Here is a 22,183-nt window from a genome sequence, read left to right on the forward strand (position 1 = left end):
ACCCGACGGAGCGTCAGAAGCAGGCCATGTGACCATCTTCACCGACCGTGGCCACGGCTAGCCACGGCCAGCGCCCGGTATGGGCACCAGACCTCGCCTTTCGCGCATTTTTCCTGCTGGTGGTCCGCTCGCCTAGGCAGCGTCTGCCCAGCCCGCCGGCCCGGTCCGCCGAGGTCCGGCATGAGGCAGGGCTTCGGTCTGACGCCCGATCAGGTGGCCGGACCGTGTGGCCGTCTCCCTTCATGGTCAGTCATGCCTGGCACGGCCCAGGTGGTGCCGCCCCTCGCCTTCGGCGCCACACGGGAACCGCCGCGGCGCTAGGCCGGGGCCTGGGCGGCGGCGTCGGCGCGCAGCAGGTGAGGATGGCGGGCGGTGACCATGACGCGCAGGCCCTCGCGCCACGGGACGCCCGCCCGGCCGACCCGCTCGTGCAGCGTCGTCAGGTCCATGACGACGCTGCCCAGGGTCGCCTTCGTGTACTCGAACGTCGCCGGGATGCCGGTGAGCGCCGTGAGCTCGGCGCACCACTCCTGGACGCTGGGCGTCTCGGGCCCGGCCCAGTTGAGGACCGTCGCCGGCACCTCCGCCACCGCCAGCAGGCCGGGGATCATGGCCGCGATGTCGTCGTCGTGCAGCAGCTGGTAGCGGGTGGGTGTCGCGTCCGCCTCGCTCTCGCCGTAGACGGGCACCGCCATCCCGGCGGCCATCATCTGCAGGTGGTAGTCGGGCAGGCCGCCGGCCGTCGGGCCGTAGGGAACGTTCAGCCGCGCTATCGTCGTCGGCAGGCCGAAGCGGCGGGCCGCGTACCGTGCCGCGCTCTCGGCGGCGATCTTGCAGACGCTGTAGGTGTGCAGGAACGGCCAGACGGCGTGGCTGTCGCCGAGCGCGTGGTCCTCCGCCAGCACGCCATCGTGGTCGGGCGCGTAGACCGCGCCCGAGCTGCAGTACAGGAACGCCCGCGCGATCCCGGCGTAGCGCTCGGCGAGCGCCAGGGTCCCGCCGACGTTGCCGTCCAGGTCGACGTTCCAGCGGTTGCTCTTGACGACCCCGAAATGCAGGACGAACTCGACCCGCTCGGGCAGCTGGGACAGCTCGCCGGTGACGAGGTCGGCGGGGGTGGCGCGCACCCCGGCCGCGGTCAGCTCCTCGCGCAGCGCCGCGTCCTTGAACCGGGCCGCGCCGTAGACGGTGTTGTTCCTGGCGAGCGCGACCGCGAGCGGGCGGGCGACCTGGCCGGTCACGCCGGTCACGAGGATCGTCCGGTCGACAAGATCGACGGGGCCCAGCGGGCCCGCCGCACCCTTCGCCGCCTCGGGGTACTCGTCGGCGTCGCCGGCGCCCGCGGCCGTCGCGCCGGCGAGCTGGTCGTAGCTCGTGCCACCGGAGGGTGCCTCGGCGGTGTCGGACATCGAGTGCGCCTCCGTCAGCTCACGTCGTGGACGATGACGCCGCGGATGTTGCGGCCCGCGAGCATGTCCGTGTACCCGGCGTTGATCTCCTCCAGCGGGTAGCGGTTGGTGATCAGCTCGTCGAGCTTGAGCTGGCCGGAGCGGTAGAGCCGGAACAGCGTCGGCAGGTCCGAGCGGGCGTTGCACGCGCCGAACAGGGTGCCGCGCAGCTCCTTCTGGAAGATCGCCAGGTCGAACAGGGACAGCTTGACGTCGTTGTCCTGGACCGGCGACACGCCGGTGACGACGACCCGCCCGCCCTTGGAGACCAGCGCCATCGTCGGCGCGATGTGTTGGTCGCCCTTGACGACGCCGACGGTGATGATCGCGGCGTCGGCCATCGCCCCGTGGGTCAGGTCGCGGACGAGCGCGGTCGCCTCGTCCAGGTCGGCCGCCGCGTGGGTGGCGCCGAAGATCTTGGCGGCGTCCCGCTTGGACTCGACCGGGTCGACGGCGATGATCCGCTCGGCGCCGGCGATCCGCGCGCCCTGGACCGCGTTCATCCCGACGCCGCCGGCGCCGACGACGACAACCGTCTCGCCGGGGACGACCCTCGCGGTGTGGACCGCCGAGCCATAGCCGGTCGGCACGCCGCAGGAGACGAGCGCGGCCACATCCATCGGGATGTCGTCGTCGATCTTGACGATGCTGCGTTCGTGCAGCACCGTGTACTCGCTGAACGTGCCGAGGAAGCAGATTGCCGAGAGGTCCTGGCCGCGGGCGTGGAAGCGGGCGGTGCCGTCCACGCCGTAGCCCATCATCAGGTTCGCGCCAAGGTCGCACAGGTTCGAGCGGCCGCTCGCGCACCAGCGGCACTGCCCGCACGACGGCATGAACGTACAGATCACGTGGTCGCCCGGGGCGACGCTCGTGACCTCGGGTCCGACGGACTCGACGACGCCGGCGCCCTCGTGACCGCCGACGATCGGCGTGCCGGCGCCCATGTCGCCGGTGCGTAGGTGGTCGTCGGAGTGGCACATGCCGGAGACGTGCCAGCGGACCAGCACCTCGCCGGCCTTCGGCGGGTCGAGCTCGATCTCCTCGACGGTCCAGGGCTGGTTCAGCCCCCACATCACCGCTGCCTTGGTGCGCATGACCCGTCAGGCCTCCTTAGAGTCCGGGGGGCCTCCGGAGACGCGATGGAAGATCATCATCGCACCTCCTCTGGCCATTTCTGCACGTACTCGCCGAGTACATATGTGTTCGGACGGTAGCGGGCCGCTGTCGCGTCCGGCAGTGTCACGAGATCGACGGCGTGCAGCGGCGGCGCGCCCGGGCTCAGCGTGTCGAGTACCCGGTAGCGGACGGCGCCGGGGATGGCGTCCGGGCCGTCCGGCTCGTCGGCCGCCTCCTCGCCCGTGTCGTCGGTGAGGAAGAGCCGGGCGAGCACGACGCCGGGCGAGCGTCCGCGCGCCCCCACCACGCCAGCGGCGGCATCGGCCACCCCGGCCGCCTCGCCCGGGGGGTGCGCGGCCGTGTCCGCCTCCGCGGGGACCAGGACCTCGCGGCTGACGCGGTACATGTGGAAGCCCTCGAGGAAGCTCGCCGCGTCGTCGATCACGGCCTTCCAGTTCTCCGTCGAGTCCCAGCCCTTGGCCGGGTCGACGAACGCGTCGACCGACTCGGTGTGGATCTCGGTGACCGCGTCCAGCGGCAGCGGCAGCGGCCCGTGGCCGCCCTCGACGAGGCGCACGACGTAGCGGCCGGTCGCCGTCGAGTGCGCCACGCTCATCGGGGCGTGCACGCCGAGGTAGTGGTCGCGGAACTGGTCCTCGGACACGCCGTCCTTGCGGGTGAACAGGAACAGCAGGATCTCGCCGGCGGGCGCCTCGTCCGGGCCGGCCCCACCGGCGCCGGCTAACGCGCCGGTCCCCTCCCCGCTCACGCGCCCGCTCCGTCCGTGCTCGCTCCGTTCGTACTGGCCGCGCCCGCCGCGCCCGCGCCCGTCTCGGGGGCCGGGGCCGGCGGGGTCCAGCCGGCCGGGAGGTTCACCGACTGGTACTCCAGGTAGGCGGCCAGTCCCTCCGGCCCGAGCTCGCGGCCGACCCCGGACTCCTTGAAGCCGCCGAACGGCGCGGCGTTCTCCAGCATGAACGTGTTGACGTTGAACGTCCCGGTGCGGATCCGGGCCGAGATCTCCAGGCCCCGGTCGACGTCCGCCGTCCACACCGAGCCGGACAGGCCATAGCGGGAGTCGTTGGCGATCGCCACCGCCTCCTCGACCCCCGAGTAGGGGATGACCGACAGGACCGGACCGAAGATCTCCTCCTGGGCGATCTTCATGCTGTTGTCGACCTCGGTGAACACGGTCGGCTCGACGTAGAAGCCCCGGTCCAGCTCGGCCGGCCGGCCGCCGCCGAGCGCGACCTTGGCACCGGCCTCCCGGCCAGCCGCGATGTAGCCCTCGACCCGTTCGCGCTGCCGCGCGGCCACCAGTGGGCCGATGTCGGTCGCGGGGTCGAGCGGGTCGCCGACCTTCATTGCCCCCACTTTGGCGACGAGCGCCTCGACGATCTCGTCGTAGCGCTCCCGCGGCGCGAGCAGCCGGGTCTGCCCGACGCAGGCCTGCCCGTTGTTCATCAGCGCGGCCGGCAGCAGCGCCGGCAGGGCCGCCTCGACGTCCACGTCCGGCAGCAGCAGGGCGGCGGACTTGCCGCCGAGCTCGAGCGTGCAGCGGGCGAGCCGCTCGCCGCAGATCGAGGCGATCCGCCGTCCGGCGGCCGTCGAGCCGGTGAAGCTGACCTTGTCGACGCCGGGATGGCGGACGAGATGCTCGGCGACCTCGCGGTGCGCCGGCACGATGCTGACGACGCCCGGCGGCAGGCCGGCCTCCTCGACGGCCTCCGCGAGCAGCCAGGCCGACAGCGGCGTCTCCGGCGCCGGCTTGATCACGATCGTCGAGCCGGAGGCGAGCGCCGGGCCCAGCTTCAGCGCGGTGACGTAGAGCGGCACGTTCCACGGCACGATCGCCCCGACGACGCCGATCGGCAGCCGGCGGACCAGGGCGGGGCCGAGCATCCCCGCCCGCACGTCGGTGAACGCGAACGTCCGCGCCAGGTTCGCGAAGTAGTCCAGCGCGAACGTCGTCGAGTAGACCTGCCCGAACAGCGCCCAGCTCACCGGGCTGCCCATCTCGGTGCTGATCGTGCGGGCGACCTCCTCCGCCTTCCCGTTCAGCGCCGCCGCGATCCGCCCGATGGCGTCGGCCCGCTCGGCGGGCGACATGCGCGGCCAGGGGCCGTTGTCGAAGGCGTCCCTGGCCGCGGCGACCGAGGCGTCCAGGTCGGCGGTGGTGCCCTCCGGCACCCGTCCGACCGTCTCCTCGGTGTGTGGCGAGACCACGTCGATGGTGCCGGTCCCGGCGGGCGCGGCCCACGCGCCCCCGATGAACAGCCGGTCGTGGACCTGCATCGTCGCCTCCGTCCGCCGGTCGCCCGGCGCCGCTGGGGTCGGTGTCGTCCGGGACCTGGCGTCGTCGCGGTCACGCGCGTGCCACGGCTGGACGAGTGGCCTGGCTCACTGGATCGGACGCCCGAAAACTAGTACGAGTTCTAGAAATCCGCAATGCTTCCTGACAGCCAAAGGAGGCGCGAAAATGCTCTTCCTTCGCGCCTCCGGCGGCCCGGTTACCAGAAGCACTGACGGCCCGTCAGCCAGGGGGGGCCAGGCCGGCTGGACGCGACGACAGGAGGACACATGACCGCGGACCTGAAGCTGGGCCTCAACCTCGGCTACTGGCCGGCGAGCCCGCCACCCGGCCAGCTGGAGCTGGTCAAGGAGGCCGACGCCTGCGGCTACGACTCCCTGTGGACCGCCGAGGCGTGGGGCTCCGACGCCATCACCCCGCTCGCCTGGTACGGCGCGCACACCAGCCGAATCAAGCTCGCTACCGGCCTGATCCAGCTTTCGGCCCGCACCCCGGCCTGTACGGCGATGACCGTGGCCACCCTCGACCACCTCTCCGGCGGCCGGGTGATCCTGGGCCTCGGCGTCTCCGGGCCGCAGGTCGTGGAGGGCTGGTACGGCCAGCCGTTCCCGCGGCCGCTCGCCCGCACCCGCGAGTACGTCGGGATCATCCGTAAGGCGCTGGCCCGCGAGGAACCGGTGACGAACGACGGCGCGCACTACCCGCTGCCGTACCCGGGCGGCACGGGCCTCGGCAAGCCACTGAAGATGATCGTCCATCCGCTGCGCGGCCGCGTCCCGATCTACCTCGGCGCCGAGGGCCCGCGCAACGTCGCGCTCGCCGCCGAGATCGCCGACGGCTGGGTCCCGATCTTCTACCACGCCGAGCGCGGCCCGAAGGCCTACGCCGACGCGCTCGAGGGCGCTCCCGCCGGATTCGAGATCGCCTGCCCGGTGACGGTGAACGTCACCGACGACGTCGCGGCCGGGCTCGCGGTGGTCAAGTGGACGCTTGCGTTCTACATCGGCGGGATGGGCGCGAAGACGGCGAACTTCCACTTCAACCTCATCGGCCGGCTCGGCTACGCCGCCGAGGCCGCCGAGGTCCAGCGCCTCTTCCTGGCCGGCGACCGGGCCGCCGCCGCGGCCGCCGTCCCCGACGACCTCGCCGACGGCATCGCCCTCGTCGGCCCGCCCGCCCGCATCCGCGAGCGCCTCCAGCTGTGGCGCGACTCCCCGGTGACGACCCTTCTCGTCGGCGGCGTCAAGGACCCGGCCCACCTGCGCACCCTCGCCGCCCTGCTCTGAGGGCCCGTTAATGCTTCCGGGGACGGCGGCCTCCGGAGATGCGAAGGAGGAGCATTTTCGCACCTCCTTTGGCCCTCTAGCGGATAGGGCCGCGGCGGCGGCCACGCAGGGCGGTGGAAAACTGGCGTTGGCCGTCCGGTCGACGTCGGGCTGACTTGGTGCCGAAGGTGAGCCCGTCCTCTAGAGGAGCGGGCCGACCTCGGTACCGAACGCGGTGATCTGGTCGGTGAGCTCGGCCAGGGTCCGGCTGGGGAAGCGCACCTGCAGGTGGGTGACGCCGATCGCGGCGTACTCGCGCAGGTTCTCGGCGAGCTCGGCCGGCGTGCCGCTGGCGCAGGGGCGGTCGACGTCCCAGCCGGGCGTGCCGACGTACAGCCACTCGGTGACGGCGCCGACGGCCGCCGCGGTCTCGATCCCGGCGGCGGCCCGCTCCTTGGCCAGCAGCTCCACCAGCGGGCGCATCTCGCCGCGCGCGGTGCCCTGCGGAAGCCAGCCGTCGTAGCGGGCGGCGCGGCGGACGGCGGCGGGCGCCGACCCGCCGACCCAGATCGGCGGGCGCGGGGACTGGACGGGCCTGGGTGCCTGGCCCAGGCCGCCGCCGGCCGGGTCGGTGAGCGCGAACTCGTCGCGCAGCGCCGCGTCGACGTCCGTGAGGGACGCGTCCAGGAGCTGGCCGCGCCGGTGGAAGTCGACCCCCAGAGCGGCGAACTCCTCGGGGACGTGGCCGGCGCCGACGCCGACGATCACCCGGCCGCCCGAGAGGGCGTCCAGAGTGGCGAACGCCTTCGCCGTGACCAGCGGGTGCCGATAGGTGACGTTGAAGACGTGGGACAGCAGGCGGGTGCGCGTCGTATGGGCCGCGAGCCAGCCGAGCGTGGCGATGGTGTCGTACCAGACGGTGCTCATCGCGGCGGCGAGCCGGCGGGGGATCGCGACGTGATCGCACACGCCGATGTAGTCGAAGCCGGCCGCGTCGGCGGCGGCGGCGACGACGGCCAGCTCCGCGGGGCCCGCCGTGCGCTCCCACGGCTCGGCGAACAGCGCGCTCTGCGCCTGGACGGGCAGCTGCATGCCGTAGGCGAGCCCGCCCACGGCCCGGGGGTCTGTCGAGGTCACGGACCCGGAGTGTAGAAGATTTTCTGACGGGTCGACAGATTCTCGGTGCGACGCTGGCCTACGCTGGCCCACGCCCACGACTCGGACGAGCGACAGGACCGTCCGGACCAGCCACGAGAGAGGCAGGCGCGATGACGACCACCAGCGAGCCCGGCGGGACGGCCACTCCCGACGCCGGGACCGGCCAGCCGGCGACCGTGACGAGGGACCCGGCCGAGCCCGTCGCGTGGGCCGACCCGGACCCGGCCTACACGGGGCTCGCCGCGGTCGGGCCGTACACGGTCGAGATCGGCTCGGCGCTGATCACGATGGTCGAGCCGGGGCTGGGCCACGAGCACGCCTACAACCGCTGGTACGAGGACGACCACTTCTACGCCGGCGCGATGGCGATGCCGTGGATGTTCGCCGGCCGCCGCTGGGTCGCCACCCGCGACCTGCAGCTGCTGCGCCGCCCGCACGACTCCGCGATCGCCCAGCCGGTCGCCACCGGCTGCTACCTCGCGGTCTACTGGATCACGAGGGGCCGCCAGGAGGAGCACATGCGCTGGACGGTGGCCACCAACCAGCGTCTCCTGCCGGACGGGCGGGTCTACCTGGACCGCGACCACATCTTCACCGCGTTCCAGCGCTACCTGGGGGCGTCCTACCGGGACGCCCCGGCGCCGGGTGGCCCGTCGAGCCCGCGTGACGTCCACGCGCTCGACTACCCGTACCGGGGCTTGGTGGTGGAGGTCATCGACGCGCCGGCCGAGGCCGCCGAACCGGGCGGCGCCGGGGTCGCGGGGGTCCTCGAGTGGCTGCGGGCCGAGCGGGCGCCGCGGGTGCTGGGCGTGCCCGGCGTCGCGATGGGCCTGTACTTCACCCCGCTGCCGCTGCCGGAGAACCGGATGTCCTACGTCAAGCAGGTCGAGGGGCTCGGCCGGCGGGTGACCGTGCTGTGGTTCCTGGAGACCGACCCGGGCTCGGTGTGGGACGAGGCATTCGGGGGAGCCGCCGAGGAGGCCGAGGCCGGTGGCGCCGGTCGTCTTGAGCTCGTCGCGCCCTTCATCCCGACCCTGCCCGGCACCGACACCTACGTCGACCAGCTGCGCTGATCCCGTTTTTCCACGGGTCCGCCAATCCCGCGGGTCCCGCTCAGCCCGCCGATCCCGCCCGCGGCCGGAAGCCCGTTCACCCATGCCGAGCGATCCGGGCCCGCCGGCCCGCCGGCCCGCGGGGCTGCGGGGCTGCCGGGTGCCCGGTCCGTCCCACCGCGAATCCTGATGGACCGTCAGCCAATGGGCGGCCCCACCCGCCCGGCCGACTTGCCGTCGCCGGCTCCTGCCCAGGCGGTGCCGGGGAGGAACCGGCGACGGGTGTCCTGACGCCGGTGCTCTCGGTGGCTGGGTGGTGGCCCGCGCCCCGGCGGTCGTCCCACGACGTGGCGTCGCCGGCTGGCCCGGCGGCTCGGGCCTCCCGCCCACCTGTGGTCAAGGGTGACGTACCGAGCGTCTCTGGTACCGGGCGAGGGGGGTGAGCGGCCTCGACGCCGGCCGCCCACCCTGCCGCCTGCCCGTCTTTACAGATTTTCCCTTCGCTGAAAGGCGCGTTGAGGGTTGGCAACTTTACAAATTTGTCCCAAACTGAAAGTCCCGTAGGGCTCGTGACCTGACGGGTGCTCAGGTCGGGCCGCGAGAACCTGCTCCGGCGATGGCCACGCCGACGGCGCGACCGTCGGCCGGCCGCCGCGGGCGCGGGCCCCAGCGGGGGCCGCCCCAGTACCCGCCCGCCTCGCCCGCCCTCGTCAGGCCGGTTGTGCCGCACCCGGAGGTCCCCATGGCATCGCAGATCAGCCTCGACACCATCGACGTCTACGACCCCGATCTGTACGTCACCGGTGTCCCGCACGACCAGTTCGCCGTGCTGCGGGCCGAGGCCCCGGTCTTCCGGCACGCCGACCACGAGCTGCCGGACGGGTTCTGGGCGGTGACCAGGCACGCCGACGTCACGTACGTCTCCCGCAATCCGGAGATCTTCTCGTCGCACAGGCAGACCTGCTTTCTCAACGAGCAGGACCCCGAGCGGCTGGCCGAGCAGCAGATGATGATGGTCAACCAGGACCCGCCGGACCACACCCGGCTGCGTAGCCTGCTCAACCGCGGCTTCACGCCGCGCACGGTCGGCCGGCTCGCCGGCAAGATCCAGAGTGCCTGCGACACGATCGTGGACAAGGCGCTGGCCGCCGGCTCCGGCGACTTCGTGGCGCTGTGCGCGGCTGAGCTGCCCCTCGTGGTAATCGCGGAGCTGATGGGCGTCCCGAACGCCGACCGCTACAAGATCTTCGAATGGTCGAACCGGATGCTGGCGGCCGACGATCCCGAGCTCAGTCCGGCCCCCGACGAGGGCGTGGTAGCCGCGGCGGAGGCCTACGCCTACGCCAACGAGCTGGGCAAGGCGAAGCGAGGGTGCCCGGTCGACGACATCGTCAGCAAGCTGGTCGTCCCGGACGAGAACGGCCACGAACTGTCGGAGCTCGAGTTCGACCTGTTCTTCATTCTGTTGATGGTCGCCGGTAACGAGACCACCCGGAACGCGATCTCCGGTGGCATGCAGGCTCTGATCGACTACCCGGAACAGTGGGAGCGGCTGCGCGCCGACCCAGACCGGATGGCGCGTCTCGCCGCTGACGAGATGGTCCGCTGGGCGAGCCCGGTGATGGGCTTCCGGCGTACCGCCACCCGCGACGTCGAGCTCTCCGGCCAGCTCATCAGGGAGAACGACAAGGTCATCATGTACTACACGGCGGCCAACTTCGACGAGGCGGTGTTCGAGAACCCGCACGCGTTCGACATCGGCCGCGACCCGAACCCGCATGTCGGCTTCGGCGGCGGCGGCCCGCACTTCTGCCTGGGCCGCTGCGTAGCCTGCTCAACCGCGGCTTCACGCCGCGCACGGTCGGCCGGCTCGCCGGCAAGATCCAGAGTGCCTGCGACACGATCGTGGACAAGGCGCTGGCCGCCGGCTCCGGCGACTTCGTGGCGCTGTGCGCGGCTGAGCTGCCCCTCGTGGTAATCGCGGAGCTGATGGGCGTCCCGAACGCCGACCGCTACAAGATCTTCGAATGGTCGAACCGGATGCTGGCGGCCGACGATCCCGAGCTCAGTCCGGCCCCCGACGAGGGCGTGGTAGCCGCGGCGGAGGCCTACGCCTACGCCAACGAGCTGGGCAAGGCGAAGCGAGGGTGCCCGGTCGACGACATCGTCAGCAAGCTGGTCGTCCCGGACGAGAACGGCCACGAACTGTCGGAGCTCGAGTTCGACCTGTTCTTCATTCTGTTGATGGTCGCCGGTAACGAGACCACCCGGAACGCGATCTCCGGTGGCATGCAGGCTCTGATCGACTACCCGGAACAGTGGGAGCGGCTGCGCGCCGACCCAGACCGGATGGCGCGTCTCGCCGCTGACGAGATGGTCCGCTGGGCGAGCCCGGTGATGGGCTTCCGGCGTACCGCCACCCGCGACGTCGAGCTCTCCGGCCAGCTCATCAGGGAGAACGACAAGGTCATCATGTACTACACGGCGGCCAACTTCGACGAGGCGGTGTTCGAGAACCCGCACGCGTTCGACATCGGCCGCGACCCGAACCCGCATGTCGGCTTCGGCGGCGGCGGCCCGCACTTCTGCCTGGGCCGCCACCTCGCGCAGCTGGAGATCGAGATCATGTACCGGACGCTGGCCCGCCGCGTCGCCCAGGTCGTGCCGACCGCCGCGCCGCGCCGCCTGCGCTCGAACTTCATCAACGGCGTCAAGGAGATGCAGGTCCGCCTCATCCCCGCCGACTGAGCCGCCGACTGATGCGGGCCCCGGGCCTGGTGGGGCGTACCGCGCCGCGGGCGACCTGGCTCGGGCGGGCCAGCCAGCCGGGGCACGGAGACCTACCGTGAACAAACGACCAACAGTTCGTGGCGAGCTGTGTCAACATCACGACATGAGGTCGCTGGGTGACGCGCTGGCTGTGATGGTCGCGTGCGGCGAGGGATGGCCGTCCATCCATGCCGAGCTGGTGCACCGCTATGACCCGGGCACTCTCGCGGACGCGCGCCGCGCGGCGCTCGCGCGCGACCTCGAGGCCAGGACCCGCGACGAACCAGCCACGGGCGGCGGGCGGGGCGCCGCGGCAGGCGGCGGCCCCGGCGGCTGGGGCAGGCCTGGCTCCGACTGGGAGTCGATCCTCGACGCCTGGGCCGCGGACCTCGACGACGAGGGAACGCCCGGCCTCGGCGGCGGGGGAGCGGCCTCGCGGGTCCCGGCCGGGACCGTGCCGGCGGCGTTTCTGCCGGCGCCCGCCCCGCCCGCCCGCGGCGAGGACGCCACCGACCCGGTGGTCCGCCGCGGCCGGCTGCTCGCCGCCGACGGCAGGCTGCGGGTCGAGTGGCCCGACGAGGACGAGGTGACGGTCGTCGTCGGTGAGCACTGGCGCCGCCGCCGCGGCGAAGCCGTCAGCGGCACCGGGACCATCAGCGGCACCGGGACCATCAGCGGCACCGGGACCATCAGCGCCCCGGACCCGCCTCGCCGGCCCGGCCTCGTCGTGCGGGAGCAGCTGCTCGTCCGCCCCTGGCTACTGCTGTCCTGGCTGCGGCCGAGGCTGGTCGCGCCGGTCCAGGCCGGTGGCCGGCCCTCGACCCGCCTGACCATGGCGCCCCGCCCCGGCCCGCGCCCGCCGGCACTTGAAGGGCTCGCCGACGGCGCACAGCGCTTCGACCTCGTCCTGGACGACGAGACCGGCGTCATCGTCGAGCTCGCCGCCTACTACCTCGGCCGGCTCGTGGAGCGCCGCGCGCTACGCCACCTGACCGTGGGCGATACCCCGGACCCCCGTCTGTTCGACCTGACGGCTCTCGGCTGACGGCCTCCGCCCTCAACCGGCGGCGTAGGCATTGACGCCGAGGCTGACGGCGAGGCATAAGGCGGCGGCGGACACGGCGAGCCGGACGGCCGTCGCCGGCAGGACCCGGACGATCGCCGGTCCGACGGCGCCGCCCACGAGCAGCCCGGCCGCGAGTGCCCCGACCGCCGCCCAGTGCACCGGGGCGACGAGCGCGAACGCGAAGGCCGCCAGCAGGTTCGCGAACCCGCCGGACACGGTCTTGACGGCGTTCACCCGCGCCAGCGGCTCCGGCAGCGCCAGCGCGAGCACGGCCAGCAGCGCCACCCCACCGCCGGCGCCGAAGTAGCCGAGATAGACACCCACGCCGAGCACCGCGGCGCTCACCGGGAGCCCCCGTTCGTCGATCACGCCCGCCGGCCTTCGCACCAGCCGCGGCTGCAGCGCGAGCAGCACCGCGGCCCCCGCGATCAGCCACGGCACGGCCAGCGTGAACGCCCCCGGCGGCGTCGCCAGCAGCAGCACCGCGCCCGCCGAGCCGCCGAGCAGCGTCAACGCGCCGTACCGCAGCACCCGCTGCGTCTGGCCCGAGAGCTCCGGCCGGGAGCCGGCGACCGCGCCGACGGCGATGGAGACCAGCGCGACCGTGTTGGTGACGTTGGCGTCCAGGGGATGCAGCCCGACAGCGAGCAGCGCCGGGTAGGAGACCAGCGACGCGAGCCCCACCGTCCCGGTGATCCCGGCCAGCAGGCCGGCGACGACCAGCATCGCGAGGTCGGCGGCGCTCATCGCGCCATCCCGGCCGAGGCGCGCCGGACGCCGGAACGGGCCAGCCGGTGAAGCGTCGAGGACAACCGGCGTGGCACGCGGCGACGCTATCCGTCCCCCGAGCATGGCCACCTGGGCCGCGGCGCGGATGTGAGCAACGGATCCGAGCCGGTCCGGGTCCGGCCCTCGGGTGCCGTCGGCGAGGGCGAGGGCGATATTCGCGGATTGGCTTGCCTCGGGCGCCCGCCACGGCAAAACTAGAACTCGTTTCAGTCTGGGCTGGATATGCCGGAAGGCTAGTCACAGTGGGACGCAAGCCGGGGACGGAAAGTAACCGTAGAAAAGACGAGAGGGGTTGTGGTGCGAACACCTATCTGTGACCGGCTCGGCATCGAGTTCCCGATCTTCGCGTTCTCGCACTGCCGCGACGTCGTCGCCGCGGTGAGCCGGGCCGGCGGGTTCGGGGTGCTCGGCGCGCTGGCGTTCAACGCGGAGGAGCTCGAGGTCGAGCTTTCCTGGATCGACGACCATGTCGATGGCAAGCCCTACGGCGTCGACATCGTCATGCCGAACGCGTACATGGGCAAGGGCGAGGGTCTCACCCGGGAGAAGATCTCCGGTCTCGTGCCGGCGGAGCACCGGGCGTTCGTCGACTCGGTGCTCGCCGAGTACGGCGTCCCGCCGCTGCCCGAGGACGCCGAGGACGGCCGCGACATCAAGGCCGCCGGCCTCGCCGTCGACCTGGAGGGCCCCGGCCAGGTCGAGGTGGCGCTCAAGCACCCGACGCGCCTGCTCGTCAACGCCCTCGGCCCGCCGCCGAAGGAGGTCGTCGACCGGGCGCACGAGCACGGCATCCTGGTCGGGGCGCTGGTCGGCAGCCCGCGGCACGCCGTCAAGCAGGTCGAGCAGGGCGTCGACATCATCGTCGCGCAGGGCACCGAGGCCGGCGGGCACACGGGCGAGATAGGGACGATGGTGCTTGTCCCCGATGTCGTCGACGCCGTCGGGCCGGGCGTGCCGGTGCTCGCGGCCGGCGGCATCGGCTCGGGGCGGCAGGTGGCGGCGGCGCTCGCGCTCGGCGCGCAGGGCGCCTGGACCGGCTCGATCTGGCTCACGGTCGCCGAGGCGGACACCAACCTGGCCGCCGTCGACAACCTGCTGAAGGCCACCTCGCGGGACACCGTCCGGTCGCGCTCGATGACGGGCAAGCCCGCCCGCCTGCTGCGCAACGCCTGGACGGATGCGTGGGAGAGGCCGGACGCGCCGAAGACGCTGCCGATGCCGCTGCAGGGCGTCGTCTGGGCCGAGGCCGCCCGCCGGTTCACCCGGGCCGGCACGCCGGAGCTCAACGGGTTCCCGGTCGGCCAGATCGTCGGGCGGATGAACGCCCGCCGCCCCGCCGCCGAGGTCGTGCACGGCCTCGTGGAGGAATGGATCGCCACGACCCAGCGGCTGTCGGGCCTGATCGAGGAGTAGGACGGCCCGGGCCCCGGCCTGGCGCGCGAGGCCAGGCCGGGAGCCGTGCCGGCCATACCGGCGTCTGGCCGGGACAACGCCGCTCGGGAAGCGGCGCCCACCGCATGGCGTCCCTTCTGAGAAACGACGAACGTCGCAGGGAGCTGAGCCTGATGGCACCGCAGCCGCCGAACGCCGCGCACCCCGACGCGGCGAGCCCGACCGCGGCGAGCCCGACCGCGATGAGCGCCGGCCCCGCGGGCCCGGGCCCCGCCGGCCCGAGCCCCACGAGCCCAGGGTCCGAGGGCCAGGGCGCCGCGGGCCAGGAGGCAGCGGCTCCGGCGATCGACACCGGCTGGTTCCGGCAGGTGCTGGGGAACTTTCCCACCGGCGTGGCCGTGGTCACTGGCCTCGACAAGGGCGGCGCGCCCGTGGGGCTCGCGGTCGGCTCCTTCACGTCGGCGTCGCTCGACCCGCCGCTCGTCGCGTTCTTCCCGGACCGCCGGTCGAGCAGCTGGCCGCGGATCGCGGCCACCGGCCGGTTCTGCGTGAACATCCTCGGCTACGACCAGGAGTCGGTCTGCCGGACGTTCGCCGTCCGCGGCGGCGACAAGTTCGCCGAGCTGCCCTGGCGGCCGGCGCCGTCAGGGGCGCCGATCCTCGACGGTGCCGTCGCCTGGATCGACTGCGACCTCGAGGCCGTCCACCCGGCCGGCGACCATGACCTGGTGCTCGGCCTGGTGCGCGTCCTGGACGTCGGCCGCTCGGCGTTGCCGCTGGTCTTCTTCCAGGGTGGCTACGGCCGGTTCTCGCCGCTCTCGCTCGCCGCCTGGGAGGGCGACCTCGCCGTCCAGCTGCGCACCGCCGACCTCGCCCGCCCGCAGATGGAGGAGCTGGCCGCCCGGCTCGGCGCCGAGTGCGTGGCCAGCGCCGCGGTCGGTGACGAGATGGTACTGGTCGCGAACGCGGTCTCCGGGTCGTCGCCCTCCGGTGAGCTGCCGACCCGGGTCGGGCAGCGCATCCCGTTCCTGCCGCCGCTGGGCACCGCGTTCGTCGCCTGGGCGGGCGAGCTCGCCCGGCGTGCCTGGCTGGACCGGGCGGGCAGGGACTGCCCACCCGGCACCGCCCGGGCGCTGGAGACGACCCTCGCCGAGGTCCGCGCCGCCGGCTACGCCGTCGGCCGGGGCGCCGGCTGGCACGGCGAGCTGAACACCGTGCTGGCCAAGGCCGACCCCACGGACCCCGCGGACCCCGGCCACGACGCGGTGCGCCGGCTGATCCGCGCCCTTCCGCCCGGCTACGAGTCGCCGTCGGCGGCGCCCACGCCCACGTCCGGCGACGGCCAGGCGAGCCTCGAAGAGGGGCGCGGGGCTCGCGGCGGCAGGGAGGACGAGCTGCGCACCGTGTCCGCGCCCGTCTTCGGCCGCGACGGGACGGTCGTGCTGGTCCTGACGCTCATCGGTGTCCACGGCCCGCTCGGCGCCACCGCCGCCGGCGGCGAGGACCCGGTCGCCGCCCTGCGTGCCGCCGCCGCCACCGTGACCACCGCGCTCGGCGGCCACCACCCCGGCTGACCTGGCCCCGTGCGTCCTCGAGGGCGGGGCGGGGGGAGGACGCCGGGGCGCGCGCTGGAGCAGGATGGCCGGCGTGGAAGAGCCGTCAGCGTCGTCATCACCGTCCGCCTCCTCATCTCCTGACCTCCCGTCCGTGGGCTCCTCGTCCGTGCGCTCGTCGCCGCGGGATGCCCCGTCGGCCCCGTCCGGCACACAGTCGGGCGGTGGCGGCGCCTCGGCCACCGGCGGCCGGTTCCGGTGGGGTATCGCGGGTACCGGCATGATCGCCAGGGAGTTCGCCCGCGATCTCGCGCTGGTCGAGGACGCCGAGCTGGTCGCCGTCGGCTCGCGGGGCGCCGAGCGTGCCGAGGCGTTCGGCGCCGAGTTCGCGGTGCCGCGCCGCCACGGCTCCTACGAGGCGCTCGCCGCGGACCCGGAGGTCGACATCGTCTACGTCGCCTCGCCACACCCGGCCCACCTCGCGCACACGCTGCTGTTCCTCGGCGAGGGCAAGCACGTCCTGTGCGAGAAGCCACTCGCGCTGAACGCCGCGCAGGCCGGCGAGATGGCCGCCGCGGCCGCCGCCGCCGGCCGGTTCCTGATGGAGGCGGTGTGGAGCCGGTTCACCCCGGGCTACCAGGTGATGCGCGACCTGGTCGGCGGCGGCGAGATCGGTGACGTGCTGCTGGTCGAGGCCGAGTTCGGCTTCCGCGCGCCGTTCGATCCGGCCCACCGGCTGTTCGACCCGGCGCTCGGCGGCGGCAGCGTGCTGGACATCGGCATCTACCCGGTGCAGTTCGCCCACCTGCTGCTCGGCGCCCCGGACGGCGTCACCGCCGGCGGCATCATCGGCGCCACCGGGGTCGACGAGCACGTCGTCGCCGTGCTGCGCTACGACGCGGGCGCGCTCGCCGTCGCGACGTCGTCGCTGCGTGCCGACCTGCCGGGGGCGGCCCGGATCACCGGCACCCGCGGGTCGCTGGAGTTCCCCGCGTCGATGTGGGCACCGGAGGTGCTGTGGGTGCGGACGCCGGCGGCGCCTGTCCGCATCGGGGGCGCGGCGGACGGCCCGGCCCCCGAACGCCGGATCGAGACGCCGCTGACCGGGATCGGTCTGCACTACCAGGTGCGCCACGTCCATGACCGGCTGCGCGCCGGCCATCTCGACAGCGACGTGATGCCGCCGGCGGAGAGCGTCCGCGTCGCGGCCACCCTCGACCGCGTCCGCGCCGTCCTCGGCGTTCGTTACCCGGGCGAGGCCTCGATCCCCGTGCCTTAGGCCCGGGGCTCTGGGGCGCCGGCCGCCGGGGGCGCCGCCCGCTGGGCACGGCTGGGGCGGTCCACCCGGACCGCGAAGATGACGATGGCGGCGACGAGCAGCGGCCCGCAGACCAGCAGGCCGGCCTTGGGGCCGATCAGGGTCCACAGCCCGCCCGCGGTCAGCGTCGCGAACACCCGGCCGCCGCTCTGCAGCCCGGCGAGCACGCCGAACGCGGCGCGCCGCGAGTCTGGGCTGGTCAGCCGGGCCACGCCGGTGAACTCGGCGGTGTCGACCGCCCCGGCCGCCGCCCCGGCGAGCAGGAGGCAGAGCACCACTATCGCGTCGTCGCCCGCGCTGGCCCACGCCAGGCCGAGGTAGGCCCCCAGCAGGCTCAGCCCGCCGGCCGCGAGCACGAGGCTCGCGGCGGCACGGTCCGTCAGCCGGCCCGCGACCACCGCGCAGGCGGCGGCGCTGAGCTGGTAGAGCCCGTAGCAGAGGGCGACTCGCTGGACGACGGGCAGCGCCTCGCTCACGCTGACGATCTTGGAAGCCCGCAGCAGGAGCAGCACGACCGCGATGTTGGACGCCTCATAGCAGACGATCCCGAGCAGCAGGATGCCGAGCGGCCCGCCGCGCAGCTTTGTGATCTTGATCTGGGTGGGAGCGGATGGCGGCGGCGCGTCGGCCCGGCCACGCCGCAGGCCGAAGATGCTCACCACCACCGCCAGTGCGACGGGTATCAGGGCGTAGCCGATGACGCCGCGAGTGTCGGTTACCTCCAGCAACACCGCCACCAGCAGCGCGCCGACGGCCGCGCCGAGCGCGCCGATGGACCGCTCGAACCCGAGCCTCCGGCCAAGTTGGTGCGCCGGGGCCGCCACGCTCGCGTGCTCCTCGAGCGCCGGCGTCCCCAGCCCGCGTGCGGCCCAGGAACCGGCCCGGCACGCCCCGGCCTGCCAGAGAACGCTGCTGGCGGCGAAGAACCCGGCCGCGAGCGCCAGCCCCGCCGAGCCGGCAAGGTCCAGAAACCCGCGCAGCCCCGGTTGCCGGTCGGCGAGCTGGTTGCGGCCGTACCGGGCTGCCGCCGATCCGGCGCGGCCGGCGGCCTCCACCCCCGCGAGCGCGAACGGCGCCGCCCCGAGCGTGCGCCCGAGGAACGGTGCGGTGACGGCGGTCATGCTCTCCAGCCCGACCGTCGACAGCAGGTACGGCAGGCGTGACGGGCCGCGCACGGCTGCCTCACCGGCGGCCCCGGGTGTCGCCCCCGACCGTGTCGGGGCCGGCGACTTCGGGTCGGGCAGCACCCCACCGACCGGAACTACCTCACCAGGATGGCCGAAAGCATCGGCGGGCGGAGCGGACACGCCGTGATCTTAGGCGCCGACGGGACACCAGAACATCCGGAGATCCCCTGCCCACCACGCCGCGCCCAGGAGCGGCCCGGCCGCGGCCGGCCGCGCGGTGCTCCGCCGCGGGGCCGCTTGGTGCGGGCAGCCCCGCGGCCCGCGCCGCGCAGCACGGTCGCGGCGCTCCGCTCACACGGCGCTGTCGGCGCTCGCGGTGGGCGGGGCTGGATTCTCACCGGCCATGCCCCGAGCCGGACGTCGGCACCTGACTTGGGGCGCTGGTGTCGGCCGTGGCCAGACCCAGGGTTCGGCAGGCCGACAGGACCACCTTGTCACCGCTGACCATCACGAGGTCGTTCGACGCGAGCATCTGCGCGGCCGCGCAGTGCACCGCGTCGTAGGCCCGCAGCGCCAGCTGTCGGGCAAGCGTCGCCGCCCTGGTCACGAGACGGTCGTTCACGGCCACGACGTCGACGTTGGCGTACAACTCGTCAAGCTGAGACAACGCCGTCTGGTGGGAGATCCTGGTGAGTCGCTTGAGCCGATGTGCCTGCGCGAGCGCGGACGCGGCCTCGACATAGAGCAGACGCGACGACACCACACGGTCAGCCGCATCCCAGACCTGCGAAGCCGTGGCCGAACCGGGCTCGCTGACCAGCAGCGCGACGAAGGCGGAGGTGTCGAAGTAGCAGATCACCCGCGCTGCTCGCTGACGAGGTCACTGACCAGGCCGTTCGCGTCGACCGGCCGTGGTGTCGCGCGAGTTCGCGACCGGGCGGGTTCCACCAGGCCCTCCGTGACCAGCCGCTCAAGCAGCGTGGGCTCGACGACGGGCACGAGCCGGGCGACGGCCCGGCCATGGTCGGTGATGGTCAGAGTGTGGCCCGCGCGCACCTCGGCAAGATGACGGCTCAGGTTGTCCCGCAGCTCGCGGATGCCGACGTCCATCGGAACTCCTTTTGTGGCCATATTCTCATAGATCATTATGGCCACCGTGGCCTCCCTTGTCGAGTGTTCTTGTCGGATCGGACGCTGATGCCTTAGACACTGTCTGAGGTGACTCTCCATGGCCGCGGGATCGGCGTCAACCGGACATGCCGGACCTGTGGACAGCCGGGGGCGGCAGGTAGGGAGGTCCTGCCAGGTCTGTCTATGGGGTGATGACGGCGCGGCCGCGCAGGGTGGCCTCGTCGAGGGCGTGGTAGGCGTCCGCGACGGCATCCAGGGGGAAGACCTCGACGAGGCTGCGGATCCTCCCGGCGACGGCGAGGGCGACCACGGCGTGCGCGTCGGCGATCGTCGAGCCCTGGAACGTGAAGACCTCGGCCTCGCGGGGCAGGCCGCCGTACCAGGCGGCGCGCAGCCGGCCGCCGCCGGAGCCGACCAGGCCGAACGCGCCGCACGGGCGGACGGCGCCGATCCCGGCGGTGATCGTCGCGTCGGTGCCGACGAAGTCGAGCACCGCGGCGGCGCCGTCGCCGCCGCAGGCCTCTTTCAGCGCGCCCGCCACCCGGGCCGGGTCGCCCCGCTCCGCTCCCACGCCGCTGACGGTCTCGTCGGCACCGAACTCGCGAGCGGTTGCCAGGCGGGCGGGGGAGGTGTCGACGGCGACGACCCGGGCGGGGGAGCACGCCTTCAGGTGCTGGATGGCGAAGCCGCCGAGCCCGCCGGCGCCGATGACGACGGCGGTGCCGCCCGGCTCCAGCACGGGGAGCACCCGGCGGACGGCGTGGTAGGAGGTGGCGCCGGCGTCGGTGAGCGGCGCGGCGGCCACCGGGTCCAGCCCGTTCAGCGGGATCAGCGCGCGTACCGGCGCGACGACATACGGCGCGAGCCCGCCGTCGCGGCCGTACCCGCGGCCGGCCAGGCCGTTCGGGCAGGCACTGTCCCTGCCGGCCAGGCAGTAGGCGCAGCGGCCGCAGGACGCCGGCGAGACCAGCGCGACGGGAGTGCCGACCAGCGGGGCGTCGGTCGCCTCCTCGCCGAGTGCGGCGACCGTGCCGGCGATCTCGTGGCCGAGGGTGAAAGGCACCCGCCAGCCGATCAGCTCGCCGATCTCGCCGGGAATCTGGCTCATCGTCAGGTCAGAGTGGCACAGCCCGTTCGCCGCCACCGCGACCAGCACCTCGCCGCGGCCGGGCCGAGGTACGGGAACGTCCACCAGGCGCGGATTCTCGAGCCAGTCATTGATCCGGTATGCCGGCATGGTCGTCGCGGCGGTGCTGGTCATGGGGCCTCCCCCGGGGAGATAACCTGACGGTCCGTCAGGTCGGATGCTAGCGTCGGAGGACGGACGTGGGCTGGGGAGCGGGTCACGGCTGGCGCGCGGCGGACGGACGGTGGCCACGCGATGGCCGCGCGGCGAGGGAGGACGAGTCATGGCGACCGGCGACGGCGGCGAGGGGCACTCCTTCGGCGAGCTGCCGAAGATCATCAGCGTGGACGACCACGTGGTGGAGCCCGCGCACCTGTGGAGGACGTGGCTGCCGGCCCGCTTCCGCGACGCCGGCCCCCGGGTCGAACGCCGTGGCATCGGGACGATGGAGCACGTCGGCGGTGGCAGCTACCGGCAGTCCTTCGACCCGGACGGGCCGAAGGCCGACTGCTGGATCTACGAGGACCTCGTCTACATCAACAAGCGGCACGTCGCGGCCGTCGGGTTCGACCGCGAGGACATGACGATGTCGCCGATCACCTACGACGAGATGCGCCCCGGCTGCTACGACCCGGCCGCCCGGCTCGCCGACATGGACCTCAACCACGTCGAGGCCTCGCTGTCGTTCCCCACCTTCCCGCGCTTCTGCGGGCAGACGTTCGCCGAGGCCTCGGACCGCGAGCTCGCCGCCGCGTGCGTCATCGCCTACAACGACTGGATGGTCGAGGAGTGGTGCGGCGACTCCGGCGGCCGGCTGATCCCGCTGTGCATCATCCCGCTCTGGGACGCCGAGGAGGCGGCCGCCGAGGTGCGCCGCAACGCGGCGCGCGGCGTGCGGGCCGTCTGCTTCAGCGAGATCCCGCCGAAGCTGGGGCTGCCGAGCATCCACAACGGCTACTGGGACCCGCTCTTCGCCGCCTGCGCCCAGACCGGGACGGTCGTGTGCATGCACATCGGCTCCTCGTCCCAGATGCCCGCCACCTCCGGGGACGCGCCGGTCGCCGTCGCGGCGACGCTGTCGTTCAACAACGCGATGGCCTCGCTCGCCGACTGGCTGTTCTCCGGCGTGCTGGTGCGCTTCCCGACGCTGAAGCTCGCCTACTCGGAGGGCCAGATCGGCTGGCTGCCGTACGCGCTGGAGCGCGCCGACGACGTGTGGCGCGAGCACCGCGCCTGGGCCGGCGTGCGCGACATCGTTCCCGAGCCGCCGTCGACCTACTTCCACCGCCAGGTGTTCGGCTGCTTCTTCCGCGACCGGCACGGTCTCGCGTCCCTGGCCGAGATCGGCGTCGACAACGTCACCTTCGAGACCGACTACCCGCACACCGACTCGACCTGGCCGCACACGAGGAAGGTCGCCGAGGAGATGATGGCCGGCCTCGACGCCGACACCGTCTACAAGATCGTCCGCGGCAACGCCATCCGGATGCTGGACCTCGACCTCACCTGAGGCTGGCCCGTGGCCGGACGCTCCGCGCCCGCCACCGGGCCAGCCTGTCGGG

General features: G+C 73.5%; 19 protein-coding genes. 9 read left to right on the forward strand and 10 right to left on the reverse strand.

The genetic code is table 11. The features are described 5' to 3' along the window. Nucleotides 1-317: 317 nt before the first annotated feature. From BCD48_RS30115 to BCD48_RS30130, 4 genes are read right to left on the reverse strand one after another with little or no spacing between them, the layout of a single operon-like run. Entirely contained in the window at nucleotides 318-1,409 is a 1,092-nt protein-coding gene (locus BCD48_RS30115; RefSeq protein ID WP_083419414.1) for an NAD-dependent epimerase/dehydratase family protein, read from the reverse strand. A 14-nt stretch (nucleotides 1,410-1,423) separates the two neighbouring features. After that, a complete protein-coding gene (locus BCD48_RS30120; RefSeq protein WP_071051752.1) occupies nucleotides 1,424-2,542 on the reverse strand; it encodes an NDMA-dependent alcohol dehydrogenase in 1,119 nt (372 codons plus the stop codon). 56 nt (nucleotides 2,543-2,598) lie between these two features. Further along, nucleotides 2,599-3,333, reverse strand: coding sequence for an EthD domain-containing protein (locus BCD48_RS30125; RefSeq protein ID WP_083419415.1), 735 nt, complete (start codon nucleotides 3,331-3,333; stop codon nucleotides 2,599-2,601). Next, entirely contained in the window at nucleotides 3,330-4,859 is a 1,530-nt protein-coding gene (locus BCD48_RS30130) for an aldehyde dehydrogenase (RefSeq protein WP_071051753.1), read from the reverse strand. Before BCD48_RS30130 ends, BCD48_RS30125 begins: the two co-directional genes overlap by 4 nt. Nucleotides 4,860-5,144: 285 nt before the next feature. On the opposite strand from BCD48_RS30130, the gene BCD48_RS30135 reads away from it, so the two are divergent. Beyond that, entirely contained in the window at nucleotides 5,145-6,161 is a 1,017-nt protein-coding gene (locus BCD48_RS30135; RefSeq protein WP_071051754.1) for an LLM class F420-dependent oxidoreductase, read from the forward strand. A 180-nt stretch (nucleotides 6,162-6,341) separates the two neighbouring features. On the opposite strand, the gene BCD48_RS30140 is transcribed toward BCD48_RS30135, so the two are convergent. Further along, a complete protein-coding gene (locus BCD48_RS30140; protein ID WP_241842103.1) occupies nucleotides 6,342-7,277 on the reverse strand; it encodes a TIGR03619 family F420-dependent LLM class oxidoreductase in 936 nt (311 codons plus the stop codon). Between the two features lie 131 nt (nucleotides 7,278-7,408). Here BCD48_RS30140 and BCD48_RS30145 point away from each other — a divergent pair, with 131 nt between their 5' ends. The 4 genes from BCD48_RS30145 (at nucleotide 7,409) to BCD48_RS30160 (ending at nucleotide 12,164) form a co-directional block, all read left to right on the forward strand. Then, a complete protein-coding gene (locus tag BCD48_RS30145) occupies nucleotides 7,409-8,371 on the forward strand; it encodes a hypothetical protein (protein WP_198543455.1) in 963 nt (320 codons plus the stop codon). A gap of 721 nt (nucleotides 8,372-9,092) precedes the next feature. Beyond that, nucleotides 9,093-10,328 carry a cytochrome P450 gene (locus tag BCD48_RS30150; RefSeq protein ID WP_241842104.1) on the forward strand — a complete coding sequence of 412 codons (1,236 nt, stop codon included), beginning with the start codon at nucleotides 9,093-9,095 and terminating at the stop codon, nucleotides 10,326-10,328. Continuing rightward, nucleotides 10,256-11,098, forward strand: a complete 843-nt coding sequence (locus tag BCD48_RS30155) for a cytochrome P450 (RefSeq protein ID WP_071051755.1) — start codon at nucleotides 10,256-10,258, stop codon at nucleotides 11,096-11,098. Before BCD48_RS30150 ends, BCD48_RS30155 begins: the two co-directional genes overlap by 73 nt. A gap of 145 nt (nucleotides 11,099-11,243) precedes the next feature. Next, a complete protein-coding gene (locus tag BCD48_RS30160) occupies nucleotides 11,244-12,164 on the forward strand; it encodes a hypothetical protein (RefSeq protein ID WP_071051756.1) in 921 nt (306 codons plus the stop codon). 12 nt (nucleotides 12,165-12,176) lie between these two features. Here BCD48_RS30160 and BCD48_RS30165 read toward each other — a convergent pair whose 3' ends face one another. Beyond that, nucleotides 12,177-12,932 carry a TSUP family transporter gene (locus BCD48_RS30165; protein ID WP_083419432.1) on the reverse strand — a complete coding sequence of 252 codons (756 nt, stop codon included), beginning with the start codon at nucleotides 12,930-12,932 and terminating at the stop codon, nucleotides 12,177-12,179. Between the two features lie 336 nt (nucleotides 12,933-13,268). Here BCD48_RS30165 and BCD48_RS30170 point away from each other — a divergent pair, with 336 nt between their 5' ends. The 3 genes from BCD48_RS30170 (at nucleotide 13,269) to BCD48_RS30180 (ending at nucleotide 17,198) form a co-directional block, all read left to right on the forward strand. Beyond that, nucleotides 13,269-14,387: a nitronate monooxygenase gene (locus BCD48_RS30170; protein WP_241842105.1), complete on the forward strand. Its 1,119-nt coding sequence runs from the start codon at nucleotides 13,269-13,271 to the stop codon at nucleotides 14,385-14,387. Between the two features lie 152 nt (nucleotides 14,388-14,539). After that, entirely contained in the window at nucleotides 14,540-15,940 is a 1,401-nt protein-coding gene (locus BCD48_RS30175) for a flavin reductase (RefSeq protein WP_241842106.1), read from the forward strand. Nucleotides 15,941-16,013: 73 nt separating this feature from the next. After that, nucleotides 16,014-17,198, forward strand: a complete 1,185-nt coding sequence (locus tag BCD48_RS30180) for a Gfo/Idh/MocA family protein (RefSeq protein WP_491677182.1) — start codon at nucleotides 16,014-16,016, stop codon at nucleotides 17,196-17,198. Here BCD48_RS30180 and BCD48_RS30185 read toward each other — a convergent pair. The 4 genes from BCD48_RS30185 to BCD48_RS30200 all read right to left on the reverse strand — a co-directional run bounded on the left by BCD48_RS30185 (nucleotide 17,195) and on the right by BCD48_RS30200 (nucleotide 20,756). Further along, nucleotides 17,195-18,544 (reverse strand): MFS transporter, encoded by a 1,350-nt coding sequence (locus BCD48_RS30185; protein WP_241842107.1) that lies wholly within the window; start codon nucleotides 18,542-18,544, stop codon nucleotides 17,195-17,197. The genes BCD48_RS30180 and BCD48_RS30185 overlap by 4 nt on opposite strands. 214 nt (nucleotides 18,545-18,758) lie before the next feature. Continuing rightward, nucleotides 18,759-19,223, reverse strand: a complete 465-nt coding sequence (locus BCD48_RS30190; RefSeq protein WP_071051758.1) for a type II toxin-antitoxin system VapC family toxin — start codon at nucleotides 19,221-19,223, stop codon at nucleotides 18,759-18,761. Further along, nucleotides 19,220-19,474, reverse strand: coding sequence for a type II toxin-antitoxin system Phd/YefM family antitoxin (locus tag BCD48_RS30195; RefSeq protein WP_071051759.1), 255 nt, complete (start codon nucleotides 19,472-19,474; stop codon nucleotides 19,220-19,222). The genes BCD48_RS30190 and BCD48_RS30195 overlap by 4 nt, the downstream gene beginning before the upstream one ends. A gap of 202 nt (nucleotides 19,475-19,676) precedes the next feature. Beyond that, nucleotides 19,677-20,756, reverse strand: a complete 1,080-nt coding sequence (locus BCD48_RS30200; RefSeq protein WP_083419416.1) for an alcohol dehydrogenase catalytic domain-containing protein — start codon at nucleotides 20,754-20,756, stop codon at nucleotides 19,677-19,679. A 148-nt stretch (nucleotides 20,757-20,904) separates the two neighbouring features. Between BCD48_RS30200 and BCD48_RS30205 the strand changes: the two genes are divergently transcribed. After that, nucleotides 20,905-22,131, forward strand: a complete 1,227-nt coding sequence (locus BCD48_RS30205; protein ID WP_071051760.1) for an amidohydrolase family protein — start codon at nucleotides 20,905-20,907, stop codon at nucleotides 22,129-22,131. The last annotated feature ends 52 nt before the right edge of the window (nucleotides 22,132-22,183 follow it).

Source organism: Pseudofrankia coriaricola, assembly GCF_001854805.1.
GTDB lineage: Bacteria > Actinomycetota > Actinomycetes > Frankiales > Frankiaceae > Pseudofrankia.